27 protein-coding genes, 1 pseudogene and 1 riboswitch are annotated in these 25,906 nt (G+C 54.1%); of the genes and pseudogenes, 16 read left to right on the forward strand and 12 right to left on the reverse strand.

Going from position 1 to position 25,906, the window contains the following annotated elements:
• Positions 1–16 precede the first annotated feature (16 nt).
• A complete protein-coding gene (locus tag NYE48_RS13215) occupies positions 17–520 on the forward strand; it encodes a hypothetical protein (RefSeq protein WP_340998999.1) in 504 nt (167 codons plus the stop codon).
• A gap of 54 nt (positions 521–574) precedes the next feature.
• The gene (locus NYE48_RS13220; RefSeq protein ID WP_445323985.1) at positions 575–1,003 is read left to right on the forward strand and encodes a potassium channel family protein; all 429 of its coding nucleotides are present in this window, start codon (positions 575–577) and stop codon (positions 1,001–1,003) included.
• Between the two features lie 112 nt (positions 1,004–1,115).
• Here NYE48_RS13220 and NYE48_RS13225 read toward each other — a convergent pair whose 3' ends face one another.
• Positions 1,116–1,628 (reverse strand): acyl-CoA thioesterase, encoded by a 513-nt coding sequence (locus NYE48_RS13225; protein WP_339324957.1) that lies wholly within the window; start codon positions 1,626–1,628, stop codon positions 1,116–1,118.
• Between the two features lie 240 nt (positions 1,629–1,868).
• Here NYE48_RS13225 and hemG point away from each other — a divergent pair, with 240 nt between their 5' ends.
• The 3 genes from hemG to NYE48_RS13240 all read left to right on the forward strand — a co-directional run bounded on the left by hemG (position 1,869) and on the right by NYE48_RS13240 (position 5,213).
• Positions 1,869–3,263: a protoporphyrinogen oxidase gene (hemG, locus tag NYE48_RS13230; RefSeq protein WP_340999000.1), complete on the forward strand. Its 1,395-nt coding sequence runs from the start codon at positions 1,869–1,871 to the stop codon at positions 3,261–3,263.
• A gap of 215 nt (positions 3,264–3,478) precedes the next feature.
• A complete protein-coding gene (locus NYE48_RS13235; RefSeq protein ID WP_340999001.1) occupies positions 3,479–4,129 on the forward strand; it encodes an RNA polymerase sigma factor in 651 nt (216 codons plus the stop codon).
• Between the two features lie 34 nt (positions 4,130–4,163).
• Positions 4,164–5,213 (forward strand): hypothetical protein, encoded by a 1,050-nt coding sequence (locus NYE48_RS13240; protein ID WP_340999002.1) that lies wholly within the window; start codon positions 4,164–4,166, stop codon positions 5,211–5,213.
• An 89-nt stretch (positions 5,214–5,302) separates the two neighbouring features.
• Here NYE48_RS13240 and NYE48_RS13245 read toward each other — a convergent pair whose 3' ends face one another.
• Complete coding sequence (locus NYE48_RS13245; protein ID WP_340999003.1) at positions 5,303–6,208, reverse strand: helix-turn-helix transcriptional regulator; 906 nt, start codon at positions 6,206–6,208, stop codon at positions 5,303–5,305.
• Between the two features lie 100 nt (positions 6,209–6,308).
• Between NYE48_RS13245 and NYE48_RS13250 the strand changes: the two genes are divergently transcribed.
• The 6 genes from NYE48_RS13250 to NYE48_RS13275 all read left to right on the forward strand — a co-directional run bounded on the left by NYE48_RS13250 (position 6,309) and on the right by NYE48_RS13275 (position 11,178).
• Complete coding sequence (locus NYE48_RS13250; protein ID WP_340999004.1) at positions 6,309–6,851, forward strand: dihydrofolate reductase family protein; 543 nt, start codon at positions 6,309–6,311, stop codon at positions 6,849–6,851.
• Between the two features lie 205 nt (positions 6,852–7,056).
• Positions 7,057–7,965: a glycosyltransferase family 4 protein gene (locus NYE48_RS13255; RefSeq protein WP_340999005.1), complete on the forward strand. Its 909-nt coding sequence runs from the start codon at positions 7,057–7,059 to the stop codon at positions 7,963–7,965.
• Between the two features lie 4 nt (positions 7,966–7,969).
• The gene (locus NYE48_RS13260; protein WP_036709765.1) at positions 7,970–8,545 is read left to right on the forward strand and encodes a class I SAM-dependent methyltransferase; all 576 of its coding nucleotides are present in this window, start codon (positions 7,970–7,972) and stop codon (positions 8,543–8,545) included.
• 34 nt (positions 8,546–8,579) lie between these two features.
• Entirely contained in the window at positions 8,580–9,689 is a 1,110-nt protein-coding gene (locus NYE48_RS13265) for a class I SAM-dependent methyltransferase (protein ID WP_340999006.1), read from the forward strand.
• A gap of 32 nt (positions 9,690–9,721) precedes the next feature.
• Positions 9,722–10,426, forward strand: coding sequence for a galactosyltransferase-related protein (locus tag NYE48_RS13270; protein ID WP_340999007.1), 705 nt, complete (start codon positions 9,722–9,724; stop codon positions 10,424–10,426).
• Positions 10,423–11,178, forward strand: a complete 756-nt coding sequence (locus NYE48_RS13275) for a glycosyltransferase (RefSeq protein ID WP_036709758.1) — start codon at positions 10,423–10,425, stop codon at positions 11,176–11,178. Before NYE48_RS13270 ends, NYE48_RS13275 begins: the two co-directional genes overlap by 4 nt.
• Positions 11,179–11,282: 104 nt before the next feature.
• Here the strand turns inward: NYE48_RS13275 and NYE48_RS13280 are convergent, their stop codons facing one another.
• Positions 11,283–13,877, reverse strand: a complete 2,595-nt coding sequence (locus NYE48_RS13280) for a glycosyltransferase (protein ID WP_340999008.1) — start codon at positions 13,875–13,877, stop codon at positions 11,283–11,285.
• A 226-nt stretch (positions 13,878–14,103) separates the two neighbouring features.
• On the opposite strand from NYE48_RS13280, the gene NYE48_RS13285 reads away from it, so the two are divergent.
• Together NYE48_RS13285 and NYE48_RS13290 are read left to right on the forward strand one after the other, a co-directional pair.
• Positions 14,104–14,523 carry a hypothetical protein gene (locus NYE48_RS13285; protein ID WP_340999009.1) on the forward strand — a complete coding sequence of 140 codons (420 nt, stop codon included), beginning with the start codon at positions 14,104–14,106 and terminating at the stop codon, positions 14,521–14,523.
• Positions 14,524–14,560: 37 nt separating this feature from the next.
• Entirely contained in the window at positions 14,561–14,761 is a 201-nt protein-coding gene (locus NYE48_RS13290; RefSeq protein WP_036709754.1) for a hypothetical protein, read from the forward strand.
• On the opposite strand, the gene NYE48_RS13295 is transcribed toward NYE48_RS13290, so the two are convergent.
• The 4 genes and pseudogenes from NYE48_RS13295 to NYE48_RS13310 form a co-directional block, all read right to left on the reverse strand.
• Complete coding sequence (locus tag NYE48_RS13295) at positions 14,758–16,071, reverse strand: glycosyltransferase family 2 protein (protein ID WP_340999010.1); 1,314 nt, start codon at positions 16,069–16,071, stop codon at positions 14,758–14,760. The genes NYE48_RS13290 and NYE48_RS13295 overlap by 4 nt on opposite strands.
• A gap of 187 nt (positions 16,072–16,258) precedes the next feature.
• A complete protein-coding gene (locus tag NYE48_RS13300; protein WP_340999011.1) occupies positions 16,259–17,341 on the reverse strand; it encodes an ABC transporter permease in 1,083 nt (360 codons plus the stop codon).
• Positions 17,307–18,260, reverse strand: a pseudogene (locus tag NYE48_RS13305) (ABC transporter ATP-binding protein); the annotation flags it as partial. The gene NYE48_RS13300 and the pseudogene NYE48_RS13305, both read right to left, overlap by 35 nt.
• A 59-nt stretch (positions 18,261–18,319) precedes the next feature.
• Positions 18,320–19,486 (reverse strand): COG1470 family protein, encoded by a 1,167-nt coding sequence (locus NYE48_RS13310; protein WP_052146969.1) that lies wholly within the window; start codon positions 19,484–19,486, stop codon positions 18,320–18,322.
• A gap of 231 nt (positions 19,487–19,717) precedes the next feature.
• Here NYE48_RS13310 and NYE48_RS13315 point away from each other — a divergent pair, with 231 nt between their 5' ends.
• Complete coding sequence (locus NYE48_RS13315) at positions 19,718–20,335, forward strand: RNA polymerase sigma factor (protein WP_340999012.1); 618 nt, start codon at positions 19,718–19,720, stop codon at positions 20,333–20,335.
• Positions 20,304–21,155, forward strand: coding sequence for an anti-sigma factor domain-containing protein (locus tag NYE48_RS13320; RefSeq protein ID WP_340999013.1), 852 nt, complete (start codon positions 20,304–20,306; stop codon positions 21,153–21,155). The genes NYE48_RS13315 and NYE48_RS13320 overlap by 32 nt, the downstream gene beginning before the upstream one ends.
• 52 nt (positions 21,156–21,207) lie before the next feature.
• Here NYE48_RS13320 and queF read toward each other — a convergent pair whose 3' ends face one another.
• The 5 genes from queF to NYE48_RS13345 all read right to left on the reverse strand — a co-directional run bounded on the left by queF (position 21,208) and on the right by NYE48_RS13345 (position 24,716).
• Positions 21,208–21,705: a preQ(1) synthase gene (gene queF / locus NYE48_RS13325; RefSeq protein ID WP_212949620.1), complete on the reverse strand. Its 498-nt coding sequence runs from the start codon at positions 21,703–21,705 to the stop codon at positions 21,208–21,210.
• A 29-nt stretch (positions 21,706–21,734) separates the two neighbouring features.
• A complete protein-coding gene (gene queE / locus NYE48_RS13330; RefSeq protein ID WP_036709741.1) occupies positions 21,735–22,493 on the reverse strand; it encodes a 7-carboxy-7-deazaguanine synthase QueE in 759 nt (252 codons plus the stop codon).
• Positions 22,490–22,981 (reverse strand): 6-carboxytetrahydropterin synthase QueD, encoded by a 492-nt coding sequence (gene queD / locus NYE48_RS13335; protein ID WP_341000653.1) that lies wholly within the window; start codon positions 22,979–22,981, stop codon positions 22,490–22,492. Before queD ends, queE begins: the two co-directional genes overlap by 4 nt.
• On the reverse strand, positions 22,981–23,649 hold the full coding sequence (queC, locus tag NYE48_RS13340) for a 7-cyano-7-deazaguanine synthase QueC (RefSeq protein WP_340999014.1): 669 nt from the start codon (positions 23,647–23,649) through the stop codon (positions 22,981–22,983). The genes queD and queC overlap by 1 nt, the downstream gene beginning before the upstream one ends.
• Before the next feature lie 128 nt (positions 23,650–23,777).
• Positions 23,778–23,816, reverse strand: a riboswitch (PreQ1 riboswitch).
• Between the two features lie 258 nt (positions 23,817–24,074).
• Positions 24,075–24,716 (reverse strand): FMN-dependent NADH-azoreductase, encoded by a 642-nt coding sequence (locus NYE48_RS13345; RefSeq protein ID WP_036709738.1) that lies wholly within the window; start codon positions 24,714–24,716, stop codon positions 24,075–24,077.
• A 321-nt stretch (positions 24,717–25,037) separates the two neighbouring features.
• Here NYE48_RS13345 and NYE48_RS13350 point away from each other — a divergent pair, with 321 nt between their 5' ends.
• Complete coding sequence (locus NYE48_RS13350) at positions 25,038–25,856, forward strand: Cof-type HAD-IIB family hydrolase (protein WP_340999015.1); 819 nt, start codon at positions 25,038–25,040, stop codon at positions 25,854–25,856.
• Positions 25,857–25,906: the final 50 nt, after the last annotated feature.

Below are 25,906 nucleotides of genomic sequence, written 5' to 3' on the forward strand. Positions count from 1 at the left end.
GAACCGGAGGTACAACATGAACCATTCCAGGCCGAAACCTTTATTTTGGAGCGCTGCCGTCATTGCGTTGCTGCTGCTTGCCTATAGCCTGGCAGCCCCGCCTCCAAAGCATGCGGAAGCTCCGGCTTCAAGCGCCGACCCTGACCGCGAACAGCGTAACCACGTGATCCAAACGGCGGAAGCAGGCACCATCCGCAACGAATTAGGTTCCGTGATCTACGGCGCCGACGATCATTCGGTCCATATCGTGCTCGATTTGGACGCCGTCCATCATGACCAGGTAGGCATCACGTTTCACGGCCCCGACAATCATGGCGTGACGTTCGGCGATATGACTAGCAGCGTAAAAGTTGGGCATGTTGAATATGAGACGACTTTTGTGCCGGTCAACTATAAGCTGGTCCTTTGGACGCAACTGCCGATCCGTATTCTCGGAGAAGGCCGGGATGGGTGGATCGAGATGACCGATAAAAAAAGCGGGAATGTCATTTTGAAAGAGAAGCTGACTTTTCGATATTGAACCTGAGGAAGGGTGCCGAATGAACCTGCAGCAAAAGAGTGTGAGTCTGACATCATGATCTCGTTTGTCCTGACGTTAAAGCGGCTGTTAAGCGGCCTGTTTCATGTTTTTCACCATAAAAGGTTCCGGGTTCTGTTCGTGGTGACCCTCTTCATGCTGTTGTCGGGGACGATTTTTTACACGCGCGAGGAAGGATTGCCGATTTTGGACGCGTTGTATTTTTGCATTGCGACCCTCAGCACGTCGGGACACCCAACCTTCGTTCCGCAAACCCCGTTCGGCAAAATTTTTACGATGCTGTACATCGTCGTCGGCACCGGCCTGTTCATGGGTCTTATGAGTTACATCGCCTACGGCGTCGTAAAAAGCAGCCAGCGGGAAGATGAGGAGGAGAGGATGCATCGAAACGGCGGCACAAAATCCACCGGCCGCGAAAAACGTCAAGGCGGCAGCGATGCGGAAGCGGATCCTGACCGGGGTTAGGATGCATATGTTGGATTCCTGCAAAAGATGCGCGTTCCGTCCCCATCCGACTTCGAAACCGGCTTGCTTCCAGCGCAGATCGGTTCGATCTCTTCCAAGGCATCCCGGCTTCTTATTCCCACGGAAAATCGATCGTCAAATAATCCGCGAATTTTTTGCTTTCCTCTCGGCGGTGTTTGCGCATCGCCGCTCTTTGGGGCGCCGTTTCGTGCAGCCGGATTTCTTCTTCCGTCTCGGGGATCACTTTCGGTACGGGGACGGGCTTTTTGTCTTCGCCGATCGCGACGAACGTCAAAAACGAGGTGGCCGCGATATGGCGTTTTCCCGTTCTCAGATCTTCCGTGATGACTTTGACGAACACCTCCATCGAGCTGCGGCCAGTCCAGGTCACGTACGACTCCAAGCAGACCGAATCCGTCATGTGGATGGGCAGCAAAAAGTCGACCGAATCGGTCGAAGCGGTCACGACCAGGTTCCGGCTGTGTTTGGAGGCCGAAATGGAAGCGATGTCGTCGATGTAAGCCATCAGCTTGCCGCCGAAAAGCGTGTCATGGTTGTTGACGTCCGTGGGAAACACGCGCGCGATTTTATAGCATCTCGATTCTTTGACATACCGTTGTTCCATACATATCCCTCATTCACTGAATTTTCGACACGGTCATAGTATCTTCCGGCAGTTGGATGCACATGTATCGTATCGCCAAAATCATATATACGTAAAATATATTATGTAAACTAAAAGGTTTAACAACCCTTTTCCCGATGACGAATGTCAGAGGAACGTCACAAAAGGGAACGCAAACGGGGCCGGCGTGCTGTGATATAATGTAGTCATCGAACATTGACGGAAGCAGGTGTCCTCATTTTGAAAAAGGCAGTCATCATCGGCGGAGGCATCACGGGATTGTCGGCCGCGTATTATTTGCAAAAAAAAGCCCGCGAAAGCGGACAAGACGTTAGCATTACGATCGTAGAAGCCAGCGAACGGTTAGGCGGCAAAATCAGGACCGTTCATGACGGGACGTTTACGATGGAAACGGGCGCCGATTCGATCGTAACGCGCAAATCCAATGCGGCCGAACTCATAGAGGAAGTAGGCCTGAAAGACGAAGTCGTCTATAACGCGACGGGGATTTCGTACATCTATACGGACGGAACGCTGAAACAAATTCCGAAGGACGCCGTGTTCGGCATTCCATTGAGCATCGAGTCGCTTGCGACGACCGGCCTGGTGTCGGCCGAAGGGAAAGTCGAGGCGTTAAAAGACTTTTATACGCCGAACGAAACCTTTACCAAGGACGATTCGGTAGGGGATTTCCTTGAAGCATTCCTCGGGAAAGAGCTGGTGGAAAAGCAGATCGCCCCGGTGCTGTCCGGCGTATATTCCGGCAAGCTGAGCGAACTCACCATCGCCTCCACATTGCCGTATTTAATCGATTATAAAAACGAATACGGAAGCATCATCAAAGGCTTAAACGCCAATAAAGCCAAGTTTCAAAGCGGAAGCGGGAAAAAGTTTCTCTCATTCCGCCGGGGCGTGTCGCAGTTGATCGACGCGTTGGAGCAGAAGCTGGGTCAGGCCGAAATCATCAAGGGCGTTGCAGCCGAAGCGGTGAACCCCCTCGCGGATGGCCGGTACGAAATAACCCTGATGGACGGACGGGCGCTTGAGGCGGACGTCGTATCGATCGCCACGTTATCCGTCGCGGCCCAAAAGCTGCTGCGGAATGAACGGTTGGATGAGGAGTTCAACCAGTTCAAGCATAGCTCGCTGATCAGCGTCTATATGGCTTTTGACGTACCCGACGAGGAACTCCCGGCTGACGGCACCGGCTTTATTACGGCGGGCAGCGAGGACGTCAAATGCAATGCGTGCACTTGGACGAGCCGAAAATGGGAGCACACGTCGGGAGACGGCCGTTTGCTGGTCCGACTCTTTTATAAGAGCATGAATCCGCATTACGATACGCTTGTGGCCATGACGGAAAACGAATTGCTGCAAATCGGCATGGAGGATATTCAGGCCAGCCTGGGAATCGCAAGCAAACCGCCGACCTATAACGTAACCAAATGGCATGAAGTCATGCCGAATTATCATATCACGCATCGTCAGATCGTCGAATCGCTGGAGGCGAAAATGACGGAGCTGTACCCGAACGTGGCGTTGGCCGGCTGCTCCTATTACGGGGTGGGGATTCCGGACTGCATCGCAAACGGGGAGGACACGGCGGCAAAAATGCTCGAATGGATCGCTGAATAGACAAACGAACAAGGCTCGGGATGGCATCCCGGGCCTTGTTTTTTGCGTTCTCCTGTTCCTCAAGGAATCATTGGAATGGGCAGGCGAATAAGGGATAATGGAATCAGGGTGATATACGTCCGGATTTTTTTCGAAAGATTTTAAGAAAAGTTGTCAGAAATCCTTTGCTTTTGAAGTCTATATCGTATGTCAACGTTTTGAGAGGGGATTTTCACTTGAGTCAATTGCGGGAAATAAGCGTGGAATGGGAAGAAATGGACGATGCGGCGCTGGTCAAAAAAGCGAAGGAAGGCAGCCGGGAAGCCTTCGGCGAGCTTGTTCGCAGGCACCGTTCCAAGGTTTACGGGTATGCCCGAAGCATGGTTCAGGAAGCGCATGCGGCCGAAGATATCGTGCAGGACGCGTTGATCCGCGCGTTTTTGCATCTGGGCAAGCTGGTGGATGCCGAGCGTTTTTTGCCCTGGGTTCACCGGATTGTACGCAACCAAGCGCTGACCCGGTTGAAAAAAGCCGGAAGAGGGCAGGAAACGACGTTTTCCGGCCTGGAGGCGGCGGTGTCCGGAGGCGGGGAAGAGCAGGAAATGTGGGGGAGTCTGGATTACGTCCTGAAGAGGGTCGCCCATGCCATGGAACGGGAGATGCAGCAGGATGGCGTTCCCGAGGCGCGGCTGATGCGGCTGGAAACACAGCAGGTGTTGATGGATATCATCGCTTGCCTGAAACCAAAGGAGAGGCAAATTTTCGAATCGCATTTTTTCGACCAGCGTTCGCCTCAGGAAATCGCCCGCGAGTTCAGCCTGACTGCTGCCAACGTGTACCAAATCTTGTCCCGCTCCCGCAAAAAAGTGATTCCGCGTAACCGTTGACGCCTATATTCAAACGCGAAAGGATTGGGGAACGATGGGAAAAACGGTGTTGGGTACGGAAAAATGGCAGGAGGGCGGGCATTCATGGTCGACGGCGGGCAATGTGCTTCATGCGCTGGCCAAAGCGGCGGGGCGGGATCACTCGTTGGTGGCGGTGATGGGGCTTACAGGGTTGGCCTTCCGGATTCAAGTGCTGCCGGGCGTGCATATTGCCGGACCGACGGCTTTCGATTTTGCCGAGGTGTTTCGGAGAGGGCTCCGGAACCTGGGGTTGACGGTCAGGATCGTGGACGGGATGAAGCCGGGGATCGGCGATAACGTCAATCTGCTCGGCGAAGCGGCGACAAGCCTGAAAACGATGCAGAAAAGGGACATCCACCAGGCGCTTCCTGAAGCGCTCGATTTGATCCATCATGCTGTGGACCGCGGATATCCGGTGCTGGCATGGGACCTGAGCATTCCGGAATTCGGCATGTTGTACGGTTACGACGACGAACACAAATTGCTGTATATGGATGAATGCTGCCGGAAGGATACGTTGTCCTATGAAAATTTAGGCAGGGGCGTGATGGAAGAGATCTTCGTAATGGCCGTCGATTCGGCGTCGAACCTATCGTTTAAAGAGGGGCTGCGCGGGGCGCTGGAGATGATCCTTGAGCATTATGCCGGCAAGGAGCCGAACGTGCCTGCGGAAGCCGCCAAAGGGTTGGAGTCTTACGATGCGTGGATCGAAGCGTTCCGCAGCCAAGGCGTGGAAGCGAACGGTAACGGCTATAACGTCGCGGTCGTGGGAGATTGCCGGAAATATGCTGCCGGCTTTTTGGAGGAGGCTGCCCGCTTGTTGGAAAAGACGGAGGATGCCGGGGGAAATGTCCCGTTAAGATTAAACGAAGCCGCCGAAACCTATCGTCAGCTTGCGCAAACATTCGCGGAATTGCACGTCCTGTTTCCATATCCCGAAGGCGGCAAACCGAATGATCCGAAGGTGGCACCGCAGGCGATTGCTTTGCTGGAAAAGGCTAAAAAGCTCGAAATTCGAGGCGCAGAACAATTGGAGAATCTGTCGAATGCCTTGAATTCATGACGAAAATTATTCATGACATGAAGCATAAGAGCCTTGTTCGTTTTCGAACACGGCTCTTTCTCATGGACATCGTCCGGAATCTCATAGCTTCATGCCATATAGTTTTTTAAGCTTTCTTGAAAGAGAGTTTTAACCATGTCCCGTAATTCGCCCGGATAAAGGACTTCCGCATCCGGCCCATACCTCAATAACAACCGGGAAAGATAAGGAAACTCTTCGCGGGGCACGTTACCGAGCCATTCTTGTCCGGACATCCCCCGGAACATGGGATCAGACATCGCCATGCGTGCGCCGAAGGAGCTAAACAGGATTTTGGTCGGGACTCCTTCCCGCGGATCGGAAGAATCCAGCCATTGTTTGAGCGTAGGAAGGCCGGGGACGGCTTCCTCCAGAGGCGTCATGGCGATGACCCGGTCCGCACGGTATAAGAGGATTTTTTCGCGGCCGTATGCAGGCATGTACCAATAGCCGTGCTCGAAATATAAACCGACGGGGCAGACGTCAAAGCGTTTGCTGCCCGAAGCGGAGGCGTATTCCATGCGGACGCGCCGTTTCTCCATCGCGGCCTCCAAAATAAGCGAAGTAAAAGGCGACGCCGCCTGGGTGGGCGTCATCCGAAAGGCAACATAATCCTTTAACCGGTCGACCTGCTCCTGCACGTCCTGCGGAAGCTCCGCGTAATACTGCTCGGATAAATGCTTGCGGACCGACCCGAACGGGATGTCCGGCAGGTCTTCCAGCAGCTTCAGCATCAGGAACAGCCCGATCGCCTCGTCGCGGGACAGATGGAGCGGAGGGAGCAGCCGGTTCGGAAGCGCCCGGTATCCTCCGTGGGGACCGGTTTCGGTATACAACGGAAGGCCGATTTGCTGCAAATAATCAAGATCTCGCTGGATCGTCCGGACCGAAACGTGAAATCGCTCGGCAAGCTCGCGAGCGGTATACTTTTTCCGGGAATCGAGCAGTCTCATTAAGGCAACTCTGCGTTCGTTCATAATCGCATGGGCTCCTAACATCATCATCATATAAACATAACTGCGACATTTTATGTCATAAATCCATTGTAACATAAGATTTAGAAAGGAGCGATGAAGGATGAACGATGCGAATGGAAATCAAGTAGTGCTCTATATTGCAATGAGCCTTGACGGGTATATCGCGCTTCCCGACGGATCCGTGGACTGGCTGCATGACGTCAAAGGCGACGGAGGAGATAACGGGTATGCCGAATTTTACGACACGGTGGGCAGCGTTATCATGGGCAGACAGACGTATGACGAAGTGCTGACGCTTACGGAAGAATTTCCGTATGCAGGCAAACCTTGCTTCGTCGTCACCCGCACGCCGTCGGCGCATCAAAGCACGCCTCATGTCGAGTTCACCGGCGAACCGCTGTCCGACCTCGTACGACGGGCAAATGAGCAATCGACCGGATCGGTCTGGCTGGCGGGAGGCGGCAAGCTGGTCCAAGCATTCATGCATGAGGGGCTGCTGGAGGAAGCCGTGATAGCCGTCATTCCGAAAGTGCTGGGCCGGGGCATTCCCCTGTTTCCCGAAGGAACCGTGCCGGGCACGTTCGAGCTAAGCCGTATGGAACGTCGCGGCGATATCGCCTTGCTTTACTACAGGATCCAATAAGCCGAGAGGCGGATTTTCGGACAGAGCGCTTTGGCCTGAAAGGGCCCGGGCGCTCTTTTCTATTGGTAGACCAATTCATCATTTTTGCGAGGCCCGTAACTGGGGGCTGTACCGACGAATATACTCCAATCAGAAACACTTTGCATGCGGAGGGGGGATCAACCTGTCAAAACATCTCATCATTTATGACGTCGATTGGTGGATATTGGGCAAAACAGCCAAGATCATTCAGCAAAACCGTCCCGATCTTGACGTGATCTCCTGCGCGAAGCTGGAAGAACTCATACAGAACGTCGGCGCGGCAGAAGTCAACCGGCGGTATTCCCGGATCTGCGCTTTATGTTTGGGGATTGCTGCCTGGGCCATCTTCAAAAATATCCGGATCGATGCCTCCGCCGCCGTATCGTATTATTACTTTAGCCGCAATTACGACACTTTGCGCGAATGGAAGGATCCGATCGTGCCCGACCCCGATTTTCTCCGTTTGGTTATTCCGCGGATTCCCGTCATCGGAGCCATGAACCGGAAACTGGCCGAGACGTTAAAAGGTTTGGCTCCCCATGCCCGCGTGGATTATATCGGACATTTCGTCGATACCGCCAAATTCGCGCCGGCGGCCGCCAATTTGGATCCATCGCTGCCGCTTACCATCGGATGGGCCGGAGACAAACGCAAAAGATCGAAAAATTACGAATCGCTTTATCTCCCCATTCGAAAATCGTTTGAGTATCACCCCAGAGTGCGCTTCGCGGAGACCTCCGGGGAATACGCATACGACGACATGCCCTTATTCTACCGATCCATCGACCTTTTGTTGATCACCTCGGCGAATGAAGGGGGCGGCGCGCCGGCATTGGAGGCTTATGCATGCGGCAAGCCGGTGTTGTCTACGAATGTCGGTTATATCAAGGAAGCTGCCCACCCGGATGCGCACCCGTTCATTTTGGACAGCGACGATCCGCAGGATTTTATACGCAGCATCCGCGAGTGGATGCACAAGAGAAGCGAGCTTGATGCGATCGGCCGGCGCTGCAGGGAAAAGATCGTGAGCGATTGGGGCGCCGACAAAGCCGTAGAACGCTGGATCAGCTTGCTGTTAACGGATGGGGGTTGAAACGATGGGAACTTCGAATTGGCAAAATATTTCGTATTGCGTGGAACTGATCCGCTTGGTGTCTCCAGCAAAGGTTCTTGACGTTGGGGTCGGCTTTGGACGGTGGGGAATGATCTGCCGGGAGTTTCTCGACGTATGGCAGGGAAAAGTGTTCCGCGAGCAGTGGACGACAAGAGTTGAAGGCATTGAAGTGTTTGAACGCAACATTGACGTTTATCATGCCTGTTTTTACGATCATATCTATCGTGCCGACGCTTACGAGCTGCTGGTGCAGCAAGAGGCTTTAAACGATTACGACCTGGTGATCCTGGGCGACGTGCTGGAGCATTTCGCCAAACCCGAGGCCAACCAGTTGCTGCGCGCATGTTGGGATATCAGCAGGTACGTGCTTCTGAACGTTCCGATCGGCAGCGATTGGCCGCAGGGCAGCGAATACGGCAATGTCTATGAAACGCATCGAAGCGAGTGGAGCGAGGACGAATTCAATGTCTATCCCGTAGCCGCCAAGCGGATGTTTAAGGATTATATCGGGCGCGATTTTGCGACCGTATTGCTGCAAGGAAAAAGATGCCTCTCTTGAATATGAATACGGACCACGGAGGAGTTGACGTGTTATGGCAGGTTCGGTTGCTCAAGGCGGAACGCACGTGGTTTGCGAAGTGCCTGTCGAGCTGCTTTTTTCGGACATCGATGTAAAATCGTCAAACACGGAGCACCTCATTTCGTCATTTACGGATGCATGGTATGAACATCATCTTCGGCACAGCAACCTTTCGATCATGCGGTTCGAGCCGCACCGGGAGCTATTCCGATACTTTTTGGGACAATCCGCCTCCCCGAAGCCTTATTTGGAATGGTACCGGATGATACATGTTACCCGCGGCCTGGAACCGCCCATGAGCCCCGGCCAGCTGCTTCGGCAGCGCAAAAGGGAATTTGAGAACATGAAGAAAGGGTTGGCGGATAACAGCTCCTTTTTTTATGATCATCCGATCGAAGTCGTCTATCACCCGTCAGGATATTTCAACATGAAGGACGGTCATCATCGCGCGTCTTTTTTGTACTGCTGCGGCGTTCGAAGGGTGTTCGCGCGGATGAGCGCGGAGGACCATGCAACGTGGGTCAATGCCGAACAAGCGGCTGCCGTCAAACGCATCGTCAAGGCACAGCAGCGTCGGCTGATCTATACCCCGATCCTGAATCCGGCATTTTACGACTGGCGAAGCGAAAGGGACGAGAACTATCCCACGAGGCTGGATTATATGCTGCATTACCTGGGACCCGACCAACTGCGCGGAGTCCGGGTGCTGGATATCGGCTGCAACATCGGATACCATGCCAGATGTTTGGCGAGGGAAGGGGCGATCGTGACCGGCATCGAACATGATCCCGTGCATTGCGAGCTGCTGAAGAAGCTGAACGACCTGGAGCAGACCCATTTCGACTGGATTCAGGCTTCCTTTGAGGACATCGAACCGGGACGTTTTGATATGGGCGTTCTGCTAACCGTTTTTTATCATGTGATGAAAAAGGAGGACCGCGGCAGCGCGTTTTTAGCCAAATTGAATGCTTCCGTTACGCGCCTGCTGTTTTGGGAGTCGGGAGACGAACCGGAATCCGAAAAAAGGATGATTCTTGAAAATACCGATTTCGCTTATTACGAGAAGCTTGCGAATACATTCGGAACAGGAAAACACAGGGAGCTGGGGGTGTTTTTAAAGTAACTCCCGCGACGAAGAGGAAAAGGAGGCGGAGCATGGAAGCAGGAGATATTTCCGTACTCATACCCTATCAATCGGATGGAGGGCCGCGCGATGAAGCGCTGCGTTTCGTAAGGTCGTTTTATAAGCGGATGCTGCCCGAAGCGGAAATCTGCGTCGGCGAGCTTACGGGCGAAACGTTCAGCAGGTCCAAAGCCATCAACAAAGCTGCTTCGGCAGCAACCGGCTCCCGATGGATCATAGCGGACGGGGACTTGATCTACGATCCCGAGCTCATAAGGGGTGCGCTTCGCCAGTTAAGGGAGGACAACTGGATCATTCCGTTTACAAGCATTACGCGTTTGACGCTCAGCAACTCCCAGTCGGCTTATCGATCCGAAGCTGTTTGGCCGCTGCAGATTCCCGTCGAAACCAAACCGGACGATGCCCGTTATTTCGTCGGAGGCGTCAGCGTCGTGACCCGAACGGCTTTCGAGACGATCGGCGGATACGACGAGCGGTTTATCGGATGGGGCGGGGAGGATGAAGCTTTTGCCTATTCGATGGATACGATCATCGGAAAACATATCCGGCTCGAAGGCAATTTGCTGCATTTTTGGCATCCGTTCGTCGGTCCTTCAGGCAATCCGCATTACGGCCAAAACTATGCGCTGTTCCAGGAATACCGAAAGGCGCTGGGTCATCGAGCCGAAATGAGCCGGTTGATTCAAGGCAAACAAGAAGGGAGGACGACTGCATGAAACTTTCCCTCATCGTTCCGGTGTTGAACGAAGAAACGTTTATTCCCCTATATTTGGAAAGCGCGGCCGCTTATGCGGACGAAATCGTGATCGTGGACGGCGGAAGCACGGATCGGACCGTGCCTCTCATCGAATCCTACCTTCCGCATTTGCCGATCCGTTTATTCACCATGCCGCAAACCGGAATGCCGTACACCGACGACTGGAACGAGTCCCAAGTCCGAAACTTCCTTATCGGCCAGGCGACCGGAGATTGGATCATGAACCTGGACGTCGACGAACTGATGGATGACCGGTTTCGCGACGTGTTGCCCGAGCTCATGAACCGGATGGACGTGGACATCTATCAGTTTCCGTTCGTCAATTTTTGGGGAAATCCGTGGACGCTCCGCGTCAACAGTCCCGGAGACGAGCGATGGTCCAACGACATCACGCGGATGTGGCGGGCGAACATCGGGATCCGTTACCGGGACGAAAAGCATCATTGCACGCTCGAGGGCGAGGGCGGACGGAGCATTTGGAGCCTTCCCCGGGATCGCGTGGACGTGAACATCTATCATTATCATTATGCGCTTGGGAAAAAAATCAAGTTTAACGATAACCGCCGCGGAGACGTGAACGTCCCCGACAACAAAGGGGAACCGGATTGGCATTTTGACCATGCGGAATACCGGATCGCCACCGTACCTTTCGAGGGAAGCCATCCGGAAGTCGTCCGGCGGTACATCGCCGCAAACCCGGAGCATCGTTAAAAAGAAAAGCTTTCGCCATGCCGGGCCAAAATGGCTCGGTAGACGAAAGCTTTTTTTTGCGGAGCCTTTGCTTTATTACGAGGGACAGTTCCTTTCATCCGGGATTACGGTTGAGGAGCCCTCCGCAATTGGGAGATGAGGAGCGGCACGTCTTCCGTTTCGAGCACCCTTGGGGTTTGCAGCTTTATTTTCAGATCGTCCAGCTGATGGGCATGGTACGAGTAGGCATCGACCACGCAGCGGTCGGAAGAAAAATAAGGGAGAACATCGGCTCCGCCGCAGTAGACCACGCTTTCGAGATCGGCATGGCTGAACAAATCCGGCCTGTTCGTTACATACAAGCGAGGTCCGGCTTTTCGGATGCCGACGACCTCATGGCCGAAATACGCCGACAAATACACGACGATGATGCAGTCATTCCGCTGCGACAGTTCTCGGACCATCTGCTGCCAGCGTGCCGGAGTTCTTGACCATTCGCTGCCGCCGAGAACCAACAGGCAGGAGCGACCGCCGAGTTTTCCCGCTACCCCTTCGGGCGTATCCGCTCCATAAAAAATATTTTCCGGCCGTTTCGGCTGCCGCCACGGTTTGTTCCATTTCCGTTCATAATAGGCTTTGTTGCTTCTCCACAGATCATCGTATTGTTCCTGCTTCAGTTTTTTGATCGTGGCGCTTCCGTGGTGGTACACAAATGCGTCTTCGACGATCAGAAGTTTGTACCCGGCCCGCCGGACCTGTTCGCAATAATCATCATCCTCGAACATCCCGATGCCGTATTTGCTGTCCAGCCCCCCAACTTCTTCAAACACGCTCCGCCGCATGGCCACGCAAAAAAAGCCCAACAAGTCGGTATACCGGCTCCGCCCTTTATAGAGTCCGTAAAACTCTTTTAACCAATGGGGATTGGCTCCTTCCACGGGATTGCCTACGAACAAATCCACCGCCTGGTCGTTGCCCACATGATTGGACATCGGCCCGGACATGCCGATTCCCGGGTGTTTCTCCAAAGGGCGGATCAGCCTGCGAATCCAGCTTCCGTCGGGCACGATCGTGTCGTTATTCAGCAGGATGATGTACTCCCCTGCAGCTTTGCGGCACCCGAGGGAGTTCCCCGCGGCAAAACCGAGATTCACGTCGGAGCGGATGATTTTGAAGCAGTCGGGATCCAGCTCCGCCAATCGTTGGGACGTTTCGTCCGTCGAACCGTTGTCGATGATGATCACTTCCAGATGGGGATAACGTCCGGGCTTCTGCAAGCTGAAGAGACATTGACGCGTATACGGCCAGTTGTTATGCGCCAGCATGACGATGCTCACCTTTGGAAACAGCCGTTTCAAAATGGTCCGGTGCAGTTCTTCATACCGTGTTTCCCAAGTATGGCTTGCTGCAAAATTTTTTCTGGCCTCCATAAGCTGAGGGGTATTCTGCCGCAGGGAGCGTTCCACCGCTTGCTCGAAGGCTTCCGGGGTACGCGCGATGACGGTAAGCCCGGCGGCGACGGTTTCCAGCTCCGGCAAAGCCGTTGACACGACGGGCTTTCCTGCCGCCAAATACTCGTACAGCTTCACAGGGTTCGTTGCCTTGGTAAGCTCGTTTTGCAAAAACGGAATAATCGCCGCATCGAACCGATGAAGATACATCGGAAGCTCGTGATAGCGTTTTTCGCCCAAAAGAAGCACGTTCGGCAATTTCTCCAGCCCAGCCGTATCGCAGCCAAAGGTATGGCCGATCAGGGCAAAGGTCCACTCCGGTCTTCGTTCGGCCATCCGTTCCACGAGCTTGGCGTCGAACCAATCCGATATCGCTCCGTAGTAGCCGATCACAGGTCCTTGAATGGAGGCGAGCTCGGGTGCAGCCGGCGCCTGCGCTGCAAAATGGGCAGTATCTGCGGCGTTGCGGAGCAAAAGCGGGGAGGAATGGTATGTTTTCATGCGGTCATGCAGCCGCTGGGATGAGGCCAAAACAAGATCCGCTTTGCGGGCAAGCTGTTCCTCCAGCCGGATCATCGACGGGGCGTTCGTCGAAAAACCGTTATGTTCGTCCATGCAGTCATACAGCAGCTTGCTGTCTTCCATGGAGGAGACAAGCGGCGTCCAGAAAGGGAGGTCGACGATGGATACCAAATGTCCGATTTGGAACCGTTCCCGGATATATTCGATGGACCAATTCAAATACCGAATATCCGTTGCGCTCATCTGATCGGTATATAGGTTCAAGTTTCGGTTCGCGCATAACGTGACAAGCCAAACGTTCGGCTTGACGAGCTTCACCTTGACGTATCTTGCAACCTCATCGAATGCGGCATCTTCTTTTGGGAGAACGGACATCGTCGTGGTCGCATAAAAGACGCGATGACCGTGCCGCGCGAACTGGACCGACATCTGCTGGGGCCTTTGCCATCTGAAATCCCAATCGATTACCGGAAAACGGAACACGTCGTACATCCCGGCATGGCCTGCGGCAGTCTCGGTGATTCTCGAATCGGCCGCGTGATTTGCCGCATGATCGCTGCTTGCAGCCAATGGGGCCGCCAGCGGGTCCGCGGATGCGCCCGTATCGTGCCGGAATGCCGGAATGACGGGAGGGTGCGGATCGATCCGTCTGATCGGCGCCTTTGTTTTGCGTTTGGCAGGTTTTGAAACCGTAGGGGATACGGATTTGATTTTAGGCTTCCGTGGCCTTGAATGTCGTCTCTTCAAAGCGGTGTTCTCCTCCCTAAACGATTGTCTATCTTCAAAATATGTACGGCGGCGGATATCCGCTTGGGTAAAAAACTATTGCAATCCTTAAATGTTCGATCAATTTCCGTCGTTCGCGCCACTGCTTTGACCGCCTTAGGCATATTCATTAACTTTAATCTCCACGGTAGCCGCCTGCATCATGAAAACATATTGTACTCATGACTAAACGAAGGAGGTAAAAGCTGTGGAGCTGCATCGAAAAAAATTCCATCACACGGATTGCGCGGCGGATGCGCATCGGCACAAGCCGGATGCCGGCAGCCGTAAAAAAAGCGCGCTGAAACATAAGCTGCATGGTCTGAAAAGATTCGTCGTCGTCAGCCTTGCCAGGCTGTCCAGGCAACTGAAACGGCTCCGGAACCGGGTAAACGGCCTTTCCGCCCAGGTATCCTCCCTTCAGGAACAGGTGGGTTCGCTGACTTCAAACCAGCCCGGCACGGTTCAATTTTTGGCTTCAAAACTCAACTCGAAGGTGACGATCGAGACGCCGGCGGGCACGTTATTCGGCACCCTGGTGTTGATCGGCGAAGATTTCATCCAGCTGAGGGAGGACGACGGCAGCATCGTGCTGCTTCCGCTGCGCAGCGTCCTCTCCGTGCTTTGAGAAAAAGCTTGCTTGACAGGGAGGAGGGGGAATACGAATGAATTTTATTGAAGCCTTAAACGCGTTCATCGGAAGAAGGACCGAAATCGTTCAACCCGGACAGTTTCTTCAAGGTCAGCTGTCCGCCGCCGCGGGAGGTTTGATAACCGTTCAGCTGTCGAGTTCGAATTATATTCCGTCATCCCAGCAGGTTACCGCATTTATCAACAATGTTACTTACGTCCGCATCCTACCTTAATGATCGAGATCGGCGGGGCTGCTAAACGTTCGATCCGCCACCCATGAACTCCAACGCTCGTATAAAGGCGCATGAATCCGGGAGACGCTGCTGCTTCGAAGCCGGCGGTGATAGAGAGGGAGAGCGATGTAATGCAAAGTTTCCTTTAAGGACAGTCTTGCCAACAATTCCACGTCTTCGAACAATCTTCCGCTCCACGGGGCGGACGCGTTCCACCCTTGGTGTTTCTTCAAAAAGCTCGTGCGGTACATCCGGGGGGCGATCACCCATCCTTCCGCCAGAAGCTTGCCGGCCGAAAGGGCAGAAGGCGCTTGTTTGACTCCCCGGTACATCAGCCGGCCGTGCATACGCTGGATCCATTCATGATGGTCCGCGTACACGGCTGTTTCATGCCGCAAAGCTAAAGCCGTTTTTGCAAGGTGCAGCAGGCAGTCCGAGGATAGCCAATCATCGGCGTCGAGTTCCAAGAGCCATTTGCCTTTTGCCATCGTCAACGCTTGGTTCAGCGATTCCGCTTTCCCTTGATTGTTTGCGTTGGTCAAGCAGCGGATCTTTCCGTGACCTTTCAGTTTTTTTACATATTCGTCCGTTCCGTCGGTCGATCCGTCATCGACGATGATCAGCTCCCAGGCCGCATAGGACTGGGCAACGACGGAGCGCACGGCCCACGGGAGATAAGCAGCATCGTTATAGGTGCAGATCACAACCGAAATGACCGGGTCGGACAGGTTTTCGGAATGTTTCGGGCCGGGCGGTTCCAAAGGCTGCCGCAGCAGGGCGAAGACGTCATCGTAAGCCGCTTGGTGCAAGGGCGGCCCGGGGCGAACCGCTTTGGAAGGAACAAACGAGTCGGTTTCCAGAGCCTCCCACGTCCAAGCCGGGCGAAGCCGGAACAATCTTTCGATCCATAGATAGACACTGAAGGGGAGATGGCTGGATTCGGAAAATCCGCCATAAGCAGAAGGCGTGACGGCTGCGGTCCGCCATAAGATCCCGTGGGGGGCGTCGAAACCTTGCTTTGAGCCGGGGCGGGAACGGCCTTTGGGATGGAGTACGACCGCACCCGTTTCCGGATGCATGTCGGCAATCCGGCTCATAAGCTCCTCTTTGATTGCAGGGGTGAAAGTGTCGCCGCCGTATAAAGCAAGAAAAAACGGCTCCCTGCAAACCGCGAGGATCTCATTGAGCACTTTACCCGGATTCATTTCCGGCAAACGCTCCACCCGCGCTTCAGGGAACGCCTCCTTAACGGATATTTCGGTTTGAATCATCTCCGTATAACTGCCTTTCGAAACGATAAAAACGATCATTTCCGCGTTATCCTTTCCGGTTCGGCAATCCATTTTTCGCAAACGGCTATTACCATTCCAGTCTATGCAGCATCCGCCCAAGTGACACGGAAACCGACGGAAGCGGCCGTAAAAAAAAGCAGCCCCCGATAAATACATCGGGGGGGCTGCTATGATTCGCGGCCGAATGCCTGCAACGTTCGCGGCATTAAGAGCGTCCGCGGATTTCCTGGCGCAAAAACATCACGTAAGAAATGGCGAAGCAGACAAGCGTCAGCGCGATCAGGCCTGTGACCTGCGGCCATACGAGCAGCAGGCTTTGCCCGAAAGGAAGCGGGCTGTCGATCGCCCCGTAAGCCTGCTCGGTCGTCAGCGGCCCCAAATTTCGCACGGTAGGCATCAATAGCGTCGAGGTGGCTTCGTTGAACAAGGTATACGGGGAAATCCGGCTGAGTCCCAGCATCAGGTTGACATGATTCAGCATATCGTCAACGGTCGAAGCTTGATTGTTCCGAACAAGCGCGGAGGACAACAGGTTCAGAATCATGTCGTAAAAGAAGCTGAAGAACAGCCATACCGCGATGCCGGCCAAGGCCGACGTTGCGGGCTGCCGAAAACGCACCGAAAACAGGATGGATAAATTCAGCCAAAAACCGATGTAAAATACCGTTACCACCAAAAACGCCAATATCCGCAGCAGCTCCTCGAAGGATGGGGGAAGTCCCACAATAAGGAGACCAAGCGATAAAACGAGCAAGCCCAGCGCCAAAAACATAAACCCGATGATAAACAAGGAGGCGGTGAATTTGGCGTTTAGCAAATCGTCGCGGTGGATGGGCTGCGCCATGATCCTGCTTAACGTTCCTTTGTTGCGTTCGCTGTTCACGGCGTCGAATCCGAGGCCGATGCCGAGCAGCGGACCGAGAAACCCGATGAATCCGATGAAGGAAGGCAGGGTGCCGTCCGAAATGGTAAACAGCTTCAAAATGACGAAATCGCTGTAACCGTCCTCCGATTTGATGGCGTCCTTCAGGCTGTTCAAAGCGGTATAGAGGGAGGCGACGCAGGTCAGGAAAATGATCGCCAGCAGCAAAATGAACCGCCAGCTTCGGACATGGTCGGCGATTTCCTTGCGAACGAGCACCCGAAACGCCGCCGGATTGGAGTTGGACTTGTCGAAGCGGTCGCGGTCCGACAAGGAGCCCGCAAATTTGCGAAGCCCGTCGGGCAGGCGCTCCGACACCGCATTCCGCCATTTATTTAGCCGCCTTTTTAGAACGCTTGCTTCCATGTTCCTCACCTCCCGCAAAATAACGTCGATAAATTTCATCCAGGCCGTATTGTTTCCGCTGCAGGTTGTATAACGAAACGCCCGACGAAACGATCATGCGGGCAATCGCGTCACTGCAGTCCTCGCTGCATCCGATCTGGAGCAAAACGCGGCTGCTGGAGGGCAGGACTGCATCCGGATCTTCCGCTCCGGATTGTACGTCGCGAACCTGCTCCAATTCGGCCAGTCGATCAAGCAGCTGCTGATCGGCCCGGTCCACTTCCGCGGTGATCACGATCGGCGTATCCGTCAACAGCTGCCGGGTCAACGCCTCCAGATTGCCTTCCGCCAGAAGTTTGCCTTTAACGAAAAGGCCGACCCGGTCGCAAATCTGCTGGACTTGGTGCAGCTGGTGAGAGGATAGGAGGACGGTTAACCCTTGCTCCCGGCTAAGCCCGTAAATCAGCGCCAGCAGCTCGTCGATCCCTTTCGGGTCGATCCCCAGCGTCGGTTCGTCCAGGATGATGATCTCCGGCTGCTTGATGAGGACGTCGGCGAGGCCGAGGCGCTGCCGCATCCCGCGCGAGTACGTGCCCGCTTTTTTATGGGCGGCATCCTTCAGCCCTACCTCGCCAAGGAGCCGCATCGCGCGCTCCCGGGCTTCTTTCTCGCCGATTCCGTTCAGCCTTGCGGTCAGCTGCAGATTCTCCAGGCCGGTCCAATCCTCGTAGAAGCCGACATCATCGGGCAGGTAGCCGACCCGCCGCTTCACTTCGATGGGCCGGCGGGTCGGGTTCATGCCGAGGACGTTGATCCTTCCGCCGTCCGGCTCGCTGAGACCGAGCAGCATCAATATCGTCGTGGATTTCCCGGCCCCGTTGGGGCCGAGAAGCCCGAATATTTCACCGCGGCGGATTTGCAGGGACAAGCTGTCAACGGCCCGATGGCTGCCGTAGCTTTTGGACAATTGCTCGATGTCGATGACTGTTTCCGCCACCATTATCTCCTCCCATATTTACGAATGAGCACATAGATGCCGCCAAGAATGATGAGAATGATCAATACGCCGATCCATCCCCACAGGACGGAGCCTTTGACCGCGACCCGGAAGGTTGCCGTCGAGGAGGCCTCCGATGCCTGAGCCGTCATATCCGTGACGTAATCGCCCGCGATGGCTTTATCGCTGGACGTGAGCTTGGCTTCGACCGTCGTGGATTTGCCCGCAGCCAGCTTGTCGATCGTTTTCGGATTAAATGTCACCTCCCAGTTGGCCGGGGTGGAGGAGGTCAGGTTAATATCGGTCAAATCGGCAGTTCCGGTGTTTTTGACGACGAGCTCGATCGTTTTGCTTCCGCCTGCTTTTACGCTCGTGCTGAGCAATCCGCTCGGCGTCGTCAACTCCATGCTGTATTTGCCGGAAATGGCCGCTTCCAGCACAAGCTGGGCGTCCGTCGATTGGTTATGCGCCCGAATCGGGATTTTGAACGTTCCCTTCGTTACGTTTTCGGCCGGTTTGACGTTGACGGTGATCGCTTTGCTTGCGCCCGGATCGACTTCGACGGAAGATACCTGCTTGCCGTCCGCGCTAAACGTCACGTCCCATCCGGCCTCCGCCTGCGAAGTCAGCGCATAGGTCTGCTTTTCGGCCGTCCGGTTTTGCAAATTGACCGAATACGTAAATGTCGCGTCCGAATGCCCTTCCATGTTGGCCTGATCCGTGGTCAGCTCCGTTTGGTAAGTGCCTTTTTCCGTAATTTGCACCGTCAGGGGCAAGGAAGCCAAAGTTCCCGCTTTGAGCGTAAAGCGATAGGTGCCTTTATCGATTTGCATCGGAACCGTAACGGCAAGGTTGATCGATTGCGACGAATTCGGCATGACCGAAATTTCGTTCAGATCCCAGCCGCCGCCGGTCATTTTGGCCGTCCAGTTTTGAGGTAGTCCTTCAATGGACAGCGGGACCGTGACGACGCTGCCGGTATCGTTTTTCAGCTCGACGTTGTAATTGAGAGATTCGCCGGGCGGGACCGAAATGGACGTATACGTCGTATACAAGGTCACCCCTCCAGCCGCATGAGCGGGTATACCGCCGAGAAGCGGACCGATTCCAAGCGCCAAAACAAGAAAAATAAGGCCCGTCAGTTTGATGTTCCTAAGGAATCGTGTCATGAAGCATAACCCTCCTAATTGAAAATATTTTTTATTCACCCTAAGTACGAACCGAAAATCGGCATTGGATTTATCCGAACCTTAAAAAAAGATAAAAAATTGCTGAAAATGAGATAAAACTCTCGCAGAGAAAATTCCGTTTCCGTCCGCATCTGCTAAAATGTTGCTGAATAAACACCACGACCAGAGGCTTGAGACCAGGGGATAGTGACATAAGGGGGGATCATAAAAATGGAAGAACATCCTGCCGAGTGGCTCAAAGAAATTGCGCGAGGCTCGGCGTCAGCCTTTAACCGTTTCTATGATGCGTATGCTCCCATGGTTTTCCGGTTAGCGGAACACTGGCTGAAGGACGCGGCCGAAGCGGAGGATGTCTGCCAGGAAATTTTTATCGAAGTGATGCAAAGGGCCGATCAATACGATCCGGAACGGGGGAGCGTCGAAGCTTGGCTGGCGGTTCGGGTTCGGAGCAGGGCCATGGACCGGCTGCGCAAGAAACAGCGTATCGCCGCCATGGAACAAAGCGAAGCAAATCTGGCCGAGTCGGAGCGTGCGCTTTATCTCGAATCCGCCGAATTGGAAGCGTTCCGTCATCTGGACCGCGAACGGATCCGGCATGCCATGAGGGGCATACCGCCTTTGCAGCGCATGGCCCTCTACGGGAGCTATATCATGCAGCTCTCGCATCGTGAGCTTGCCGACAGGATGCAGAAGCCGGTGGGGACCGTCAAATCCTTGATCCGGTACGGCATCCGGAATTTGCGCGGACAATTGCAGGAAAACCAGACCAAGCGGGCAGCAAACGGAGGTGAGGCGCATGCGTTCATGGAATCCGGTAAATGGGAGTGAGGAAAGGCTCGGTTCCTGCGTTGAACTGCCTGAGGAGAAGCTGGTCGATTACGTCATGAACCGTTTGGGGGAAACGGACCGGTTGCGGGTTGCGGGACATGTTGCGCAATGCGCCCGCTGCGCAGAAAAGCTGCGCGAATGGGAGCTGTTAATGCAGGTGCCCGAAATGCAGTCCCTCTGCCTTCCACGGCAGGATGCGGCAGTGATGGACGAAGGGATCGCCGTTTTGCAGGAACAACGGTCTGCCCGTCAGGTCCGCGAAACCTTGGAACCTCCCGCACGTTTAGGCAGAAGGCTGAAAGCCCGAGCTTCGCTGCGCTCTTTGCGAATCAAGGTTTGGCACAACCGCCGCTTTATTTTTCCGGGCGCTGCCGCGGCCGCGTTGGCCATATTCTTGTTTGTCGGACTGTTTACGTTCAAGCACCAGGCAGACCCGTCCTCCGAATCGATCGAGCGGCAAGTATCCACCAAAATCGCGTTCATGCAATCCGCCGATTACGATAAATATTCCATTGCGCCGCTGCCGCCGCTTCACGGTCCGGGAGGCGTGTGGCTCAATCCGGACTCCGGAGAGCTGCTGATCGTCATGGACGGCCTGACCCCGTCCGAAGAGAAGGATTACCAGGTATGGCTTCAGCATGAGCAGCAATCCTTCAGCGCGGGCATGATGCTGACCCGTAATCTCCAGGGGAAAGGGGATTATTACGGATTCGGCATCATGAACCCCGACCGGATCGTGATCAGTTTGGAGCCGAAAGGGGGAAGCCGGGTGCAAACCGGGCCGGAGGCCGTCAGAATCAATGTCAACAAACAGCCGTAACCAAAGGAAAAAGCCGCATTTCTGCGGCTTTTTTTTGCATTCCTCGGCGGAATTAGCGGTTATCTATTTTTTCCGGGTACAGGTCATGGTTCATCAATCGCTGTTCGGCCATTTTTTCATATTTGGTGCCGGGTTTGCCGTAGTTGCAATAAGGATCGATGGAAATGCCTCCGCGCGGCGTAAATTTGCCCCACACTTCGATGTACCGCGGGTCCATCAACTTGATCAGATCGTTCATGATGATGTTCATGCAGTCTTCATGGAAATCGCCATGGTTGCGGAAGCTGAACAGGTACAGCTTAAGCGATTTGCTCTCGACCATTTTCTGATCCGGAATGTAGCTGATATGCAGCGTCGCAAAATCCGGCTGGCCCGTAATCGGGCATAAACTCGTAAACTCGGGAAAATTGAATTTCACGAAATAATCGCGGTAAGCATGTTTATTGTCAAAGCTCTCCAGCACCTCGGGCGCGTACTTAAAAACGTATTTCGTCCCTTGGTTGCCAAGAAGCGTCAAATCTTTCATTTCTTCAGGTTGTCTGCCGGTCATTTCAGTTTCCTCCTTAGTCGGTCAGCGCGCTAGACGCCTCGTTTGTTGCCCCATACCAGCGTGTGAAGCTGCGGAAGGACCCTTACGTCGTTCAGGGTTTCCGACGCCGTCACTTTGTCGATAAGCCTTTCATACTGCAGCAGCAGATCGGCGGCATGGTTTTCCTTGTCCATTCGCGATATGTCCGCGTTCCCGACCTGCAAATACATCGGGGCGCCGGGATAACGGGCATGCACGGTTTGCGCGTACGCGAGGTCGCGGTCGTCGAAAATGACGACCTTCAAGCTGTACGCATAGGGAGCAGGGCGTTTGCGAAGCCGCTCCACGATGTCGTCCAGGCGCTCCCAATCGGTCGTCATCCCGGAGCTTGGCGGCTTCGGCGATATCGTGACTTCATCGATCTCCGCCAGCCAATCCTGCCATCTCGAGCCTTGGGTTTCTACGGCGATCCGGATGCCTTCGGATCGAAGCAGTTCCACGAGGGAAGAGAGCTGGGGAAGGAGAAGCGGGTTGCCGCCTGAAATCGTCACATGCGAGAAGCGGTTTCCTCCGATGCGTTTCAGCTCGTCCCATATTTCCGCGGCGTTCATCTTCCGGATGTCCTTCACGCCGCTTCCGTCCCAAGTAAATGCGGAGTCGCACCAAGCGCAGGAGTAGTCGCAGCCGGCGGTGCGCACAAACATCGTTTTTTGGCCGATGACCATCCCTTCCCCTTGGACCGTTGGACCGAATATCTCCAATACCGGAATGGGGGGAGGGGACTTCACGGTGCTGCGCGTTTCGCTCATGCTTCCACCCACTCTCTCCGGAATTCGGCGTAGCTGGTCGGCGTTTCGTATAATCTCACGAATTCCGTGCGGCCTTGCTCGATCAGATCGGCATACGGCTTATCGGCAAGCGCGGCTTCCATTTGCTCATACAGCCAAACCGCCATGTTTTCCGCGGTCGTGTTCATCGGAGGCAGCGTTTCATTGAGATAACGATGGTCGAGATAAGGTTCGATCCGCTGCTTCCATATTTCTTTGACCAGCCCAAAATCGGCAGCGATTCCGATCTCGTTCGGGTAGGCGCTGATCCCGAACACCGCTTTATAGGTATGGCCATGCAGATTTTTGCATTTCCCTTCGTAAGCGTGCAGGTGATGGGCGGCGTCAAAAGTGAATTCTTTGCTGACCATGACGCGGTAATGGCGGTATTTCAGTTCGCTTGGCTGAATGTCGGTTCCCAGCTGCTGCAGATTCTCGACGATCCGGAATTCGCCCGGCGTTCGGCCCATCATCGGGATGCCTCCAACGTCCGGCGCTCCAGATATTGTTCCAGGCCTTTGCGCCGCAGCTGGCATGAAGGGCATTCGCCGCAACCGTCGCCGATGACGCCGTTGTAGCAGGTCAGCGTCCGCTCGCGAACAAAATCGAATGCGCCGAGATCGTCCGCCATGGCCCACGTTTCGGCTTTATCCAGCCACATCAGCGGCGTGTGGATGACGAAATTGTAATCCATCGCCAAATTCAAGGTCACGTTCAGCGACTTGACGAAAGAGTCCCGGCAATCCGGATATCCGCTGAAATCCGTTTCGCAAACGCCGGTCACCAGATGTCTGGCGCCGGTCACCTTGGCCAGCACGGCCGCAAAGCTGAGGAACAGATGATTTCGTCCTTCGACGAAGGTGCTCGGGAGCTCGCCGTCTTCCTGCGTAATTTCGATATCGCTGCGGGTAAGGGCGTTCGGGGCGAGCTGATTGAGCAGACTCATATCCAGAACGGTGTTTTTGACGCCGAGTTCTTTGGCGATCTCTTGCGCGCATTCGATCTCCAGGCGATGCCGCTGGCCGTAGTCGAACGTGACCGTTTCTACCTCCGCAAACTGCTTCGTGGCCCAAAACAGGCAAGTGGTGCTGTCTTGGCCGCCGCTGAAGACGACGACCGCTTTTTCGTTTTTGAGCATAAAAAAACCTCTCCATCTTCAAAATTTGTCGTACAAGCGCGGATAAAACGCTTCTACCTTCGAAGAGAGAGGGTTCTTGAACTGACCGTAAAAAACAAGCCCAGACGGAAATAAACCCGACGGGCGACCTTAGTTTTTTATAGAGGGAGTTCGCGAACCTCTCCCGGGCGGTGTATTACCGCAGCCGGATTTTCTTCTGTTTTGTGCGCGATTGAATCGCACCAATGGTATTATAGCACAATCTATGGCTTTGTGGATACGTCCGCGTCATATCGATAGTCCTGATTGATCGGCATGAACCGCCGATAGAATTTTTCGCCTACCGGCACGACTTCGGCAAAAGAAAGGAAACACCTTTAAGGTGCGCCGCGAACGGAGGACCGTAAAGGTGTTTCCTGAAAAGCCGGTTCGATCGGGATGCCCGATTAAGCGTGTTGAAGCACCAATTTATTGGCAACTTCCTTCACTTTGTTCAGGCCGGCTTCGATGATTTCGCTTGCTTTATCCGGCATCGCGTTGTGGCCTTCGATCACGACTTCGTCGAGAATGGTCATGCCGAATACGCCGCCGAAGACGTTGCGCATGTAGTTGACGGCCATTTCCATCGGCGCGGTTTCCGGCGTGGAGTAAACGCCGCCGCGAGCGTTCAGGAAGATCGCTTTTTTGTCCGGCATCAACGAAATCATGTTGCCTTCCGCGTCATATTTAAAGGCGAAACCTGCAGCGTAGACATAATCGATGAATGTTTGCAATTTGGCAGGGATCGTCAGGTTCCACAGAGGGAATGCGAACACGACGACGTCAGCAGCCGTCAAAGCGTCCATCGCTTTTTGTTTGGCAGCCACGAGGCGTTGTTCGAGGTCGGTCAATGCTCCGCCGTTTTGCATTTTGCCGAAGGCATTGAACAGGTCTTGTCCAAAGTAAGGCGTATCTTCTTCATATACGTCGTATGTCGTTACGTTCAGGTTCTCTGCGCCTTTGACGGCTTCCATGAATGTTTCGTACATTTTACTGGAAACGGCATCGGACGCCGGACGGTTGTTGGCTTTTACGACTAATACGTTCATGTTGTTTCTTCCTCCTAAAGTCGACACAAAGATGGACTTGGTTCAGTACAATATCTTGTGTTCGTGATTTTTGATATCAAGCAAATTGATATAGTTGAATTGTAAGCAACTTTCAAAAATTCTGCAACCCCCAAAATATGATTTTTTGAAGACGCGAACCATAAAAGTTCAAAGAATATTCAATTTTGTAGGGGCGGGTCGGCACGGACTTGCACAAAAGGACCCGAAAACGACGCCTTATGCTTACGAATAAATCGTGATATAGTAGAGGAATGGTTTCGAATCTTTCGATCTATCACATATAAAAAGGATGTTGCCAACATGAAATACAAAATGATCGTTTTGGACCTGGACGATACGCTGCTCCGCGACGACCTGACCATTTCGCCCCGCACGAAAGAGGCGTTGATGGCCGCGCAGAAAGAAGGCGTAAAAGTGGTGCTGGCATCCGGGCGTCCGACTTTCGGGATGAAGCCGATCGCCAAGGAGCTTGAGCTGGAGAAGTTCGGGAGCTACATTTTATCGTTTAACGGCGCAAAAATTACCGATTGCCGGACGGAAGAAGAGATCTTCAGCAGCACATTGTCCGTCGAAACGGTACAAAGACTGTACCGGATCAGCCAAGAAGAAGGGCTGTCCATCTTGACTTACGGCAAGGATCATATCATCACGGAGCAAAGCAACGAATACGTCGAGATCGAATCCGGCCTGACCGGGATGCGCATTCAAGAAACGGCAAGCTTCGTCGAAACCGTTCAGGAGCCGGTCGTCAAAACGTTGATGGTCGGAGATCCCGACAAGGTGGCGGAAGCGGAGAAAAAATTGCAGCGGCAATTGGCCGGCGAACTCAGCGTCATGCGCTCGAAGCCGTTTTTCCTGGAATTCACCGAAGCGGGCGTCGATAAGGGGACGAGCCTGCATCAACTGATCGGCCGCCTGGGCATCAAGCAGGAGGAAGTGATCGCCATGGGCGACAGCTCGAACGATCTGCCGATGATCCGTTTTGCCGGCCTTGGGGTTGCCATGGGCAATGCCCGGGATGAGATCAAGGAAGCCGCCGATTACGTGACAGACTCCAACATGGACGACGGCGTGGCGAAGGTGATCGAAAAATTCGTATTTGCCTATCAAGAGGTTTGAAAACAAACAACCGGTGTTGGCCGAACGGCTAACCCGGTTGTTTTTCGGTA

Origin of the sequence: Paenibacillus sp. FSL M7-1455 (genome assembly GCF_038004655.1) — a bacterium.
Lineage (GTDB): Bacteria > Bacillota > Bacilli > Paenibacillales > Paenibacillaceae > Paenibacillus_AQ > Paenibacillus_AQ cookii.

Coding starts and splice junctions, on each gene's coding strand:
- NYE48_RS13215 (WP_340998999.1), top strand. CDS start 17: ATGAACCATTCCAGGCCGAAACCTTTATTTTGGAGCGCTGCCGTCATT.
- NYE48_RS13220 (WP_445323985.1), top strand. CDS start 575: ATGATCTCGTTTGTCCTGACGTTAAAGCGGCTGTTAAGCGGCCTGTTT.
- NYE48_RS13225 (WP_339324957.1), bottom strand. CDS start 1,628: ATGGAACAACGGTATGTCAAAGAATCGAGATGCTATAAAATCGCGCGC.
- NYE48_RS13240 (WP_340999002.1), top strand. CDS start 4,164: ATGGGAAAAACGGTGTTGGGTACGGAAAAATGGCAGGAGGGCGGGCAT.
- NYE48_RS13245 (WP_340999003.1), bottom strand. CDS start 6,208: ATGAACGAACGCAGAGTTGCCTTAATGAGACTGCTCGATTCCCGGAAA.
- NYE48_RS13250 (WP_340999004.1), top strand. CDS start 6,309: ATGAACGATGCGAATGGAAATCAAGTAGTGCTCTATATTGCAATGAGC.
- NYE48_RS13260 (WP_036709765.1), top strand. CDS start 7,970: ATGGGAACTTCGAATTGGCAAAATATTTCGTATTGCGTGGAACTGATC.
- NYE48_RS13265 (WP_340999006.1), top strand. CDS start 8,580: ATGGCAGGTTCGGTTGCTCAAGGCGGAACGCACGTGGTTTGCGAAGTG.
- NYE48_RS13270 (WP_340999007.1), top strand. CDS start 9,722: ATGGAAGCAGGAGATATTTCCGTACTCATACCCTATCAATCGGATGGA.
- NYE48_RS13275 (WP_036709758.1), top strand. CDS start 10,423: ATGAAACTTTCCCTCATCGTTCCGGTGTTGAACGAAGAAACGTTTATT.
- NYE48_RS13290 (WP_036709754.1), top strand. CDS start 14,561: ATGAATTTTATTGAAGCCTTAAACGCGTTCATCGGAAGAAGGACCGAA.
- NYE48_RS13295 (WP_340999010.1), bottom strand. CDS start 16,071: ATGATCGTTTTTATCGTTTCGAAAGGCAGTTATACGGAGATGATTCAA.
- NYE48_RS13300 (WP_340999011.1), bottom strand. CDS start 17,341: ATGGAAGCAAGCGTTCTAAAAAGGCGGCTAAATAAATGGCGGAATGCG.
- NYE48_RS13310 (WP_052146969.1), bottom strand. CDS start 19,486: ATGACACGATTCCTTAGGAACATCAAACTGACGGGCCTTATTTTTCTT.
- NYE48_RS13315 (WP_340999012.1), top strand. CDS start 19,718: ATGGAAGAACATCCTGCCGAGTGGCTCAAAGAAATTGCGCGAGGCTCG.
- NYE48_RS13320 (WP_340999013.1), top strand. CDS start 20,304: ATGCGTTCATGGAATCCGGTAAATGGGAGTGAGGAAAGGCTCGGTTCC.
- queF (WP_212949620.1), bottom strand. CDS start 21,705: ATGACCGGCAGACAACCTGAAGAAATGAAAGATTTGACGCTTCTTGGC.
- queE (WP_036709741.1), bottom strand. CDS start 22,493: ATGAGCGAAACGCGCAGCACCGTGAAGTCCCCTCCCCCCATTCCGGTA.
- queD (WP_341000653.1), bottom strand. CDS start 22,981: ATGGGCCGAACGCCGGGCGAATTCCGGATCGTCGAGAATCTGCAGCAG.
- queC (WP_340999014.1), bottom strand. CDS start 23,649: ATGCTCAAAAACGAAAAAGCGGTCGTCGTCTTCAGCGGCGGCCAAGAC.
- NYE48_RS13345 (WP_036709738.1), bottom strand. CDS start 24,716: ATGAACGTATTAGTCGTAAAAGCCAACAACCGTCCGGCGTCCGATGCC.
- NYE48_RS13350 (WP_340999015.1), top strand. CDS start 25,038: ATGAAATACAAAATGATCGTTTTGGACCTGGACGATACGCTGCTCCGC.